Origin of the sequence: Neobacillus cucumis (assembly GCF_002860255.1) — a bacterium.
GTDB lineage: Bacteria > Bacillota > Bacilli > Bacillales > Cytobacillaceae > Neobacillus > Neobacillus cucumis_A.
Map to the genome: position 1 here is coordinate 1 of NZ_PGVE01000022.1, position 1,690 is coordinate 1,690.

Annotated in this window: 2 protein-coding genes; one reads left to right on the forward strand and one right to left on the reverse strand. The window is 41.4% G+C overall.

All coding sequences use genetic code 11. The annotated features are described in order from the left end of the window. Window positions 1-806 (forward strand): MocR-like pyridoxine biosynthesis transcription factor PdxR (pdxR, locus tag CVD27_RS04405; protein WP_142384074.1); only part of this gene is annotated, 806 nt, incomplete at its 5' end. Window positions 807-825: 19 nt separating this feature from the next. On the opposite strand, the gene CVD27_RS04410 is transcribed toward pdxR, so the two are convergent. Continuing rightward, on the reverse strand, window positions 826-1,690 hold an 865-nt coding region (locus CVD27_RS04410; protein WP_101646674.1), incomplete at its 5' end, for a D-alanyl-D-alanine carboxypeptidase family protein.

The following is a 1,690-nucleotide window of genomic DNA, read 5'->3' on the forward strand; positions in this document are numbered from 1 at the left end:
TGACCAAACACGTCTTTACCGAAAACTACAGAAAAACGATTCCCATTGCAGTCGACCATGAAGGACTTGACGTAAAGGCACTACAACGGTCTGATGCTTCTATAGCCTACGTAACCCCTTCTCATCAGTTCCCAACCGGTACAGTGCTGTCTGCGGCTCGCAGAACTGCTCTTTTGAACTGGGCTGCATCCAATCCCGAGTTTTTCATAATTGAAGATGACTATGACAGTGAATTCCGTTACCGGGGACGTCCTATACCTTCCTTGCAAGGGATGGATAAAGGAGAAAATGTCATTTATTTAAGTACATTTACTAAATCTCTTATGCCATCTATGCGGATCGCCTACATGGTGTTACCACCAAGGCTATTGGATACGTACCGTCAGGCTTTTATTCCCTACTCTTCTTCTGTACCGCGGATAGATCAACATATCCTTGCACGTTTCATGGCGGATGGACAATTTTCACGCCATCTGAACCGCATGCGTAAAATCTATCGTCGAAAAATGCATACGTTGACAAATTTATTGAAATCGTATGGATCTAACATTTCATTCTCGGGCGATGAAGCAGGTATGCATGTGTTGCTTCACATTCATACGACTAGAACTGAAAAGGAACTAATTAGTGAAGCTCTTCAATCAGGAATAAAAGTTCGTGGTCTAGACACCTATAAGGTAACACCTGACCAATCCCCTCCTTCATTCCTTATCGGTTTCGGTGGACTAACTGAAAATGACATCAAACGGGCAATTCCAAAGTTGTTTGATGTGTGGAATATAAAAAAGACAGCTATACCTGAGTAGGTACGCTGTCTTTTGGTAGTTAATTAAATAAGCCTTTTACGAAACCAGTGGAACTATTCCATGCATTGGAGAAGAAATTACCGATTGCCCCCATAGTTAACGAGAACCAACCAGCTTTCTTCACCTCTTCAGTCGTGACTACTTCCGCATCAACTATTTTCCCATCAATAAACCCATAATCTGAACCATCTTTTTTTACTAGTTTGACATGACCAACGACCGTCCCTTTTTTAATTGGCGCTTGGACTTGTCCATTTTTCACTAATTTCTCATCCAATACGAGTTCAGTAGTATAGTCTTGATCTTCGCCATTGCGAACTAGCATTTTAATAGGTTTCTTTGTAGCGATTGCTACTTTCTTCTCTTTCCCTTTAATCACGTCTAGCGTTTTCTGCTTCTTGAACTGATGTCCTGCTTTGAGTAGCTCTGTTTCACTAAACTCCTTAAAGCCATAATCGAATAACACACGAGTAGCATCAAAACGTGCTTCATAAGATCCAACGCCTTTATCATCCACTGCATTCATTACAACAGCAATAACACGTCGGCCATCACGTACGGCAGTCCCTGTGAAACAATGTCCTGCAAATTCCGTAGTTCCTGTTTTCAAACCATCGATACCGTCATATTCATACACTAACCCAGGTAACATGAAGTTCCAGTTCACCATATCAATGGCATCGTCCGTGCCTTCACGGAATGTCTTTTTTGCAATTTTGGTCGTATCTAATACTTCGGGATATTCCTTCAATAAATGATAGGCTAGTTTAGCAACAGAACGAGCTGGCATAACGTTTTCATCTTTCTCACCAAACGCACTTGGGTGCATACCTTGTAAATCACTATTGTTCAGCCCTGTAGAATTGACAAATTTATAATCTGTC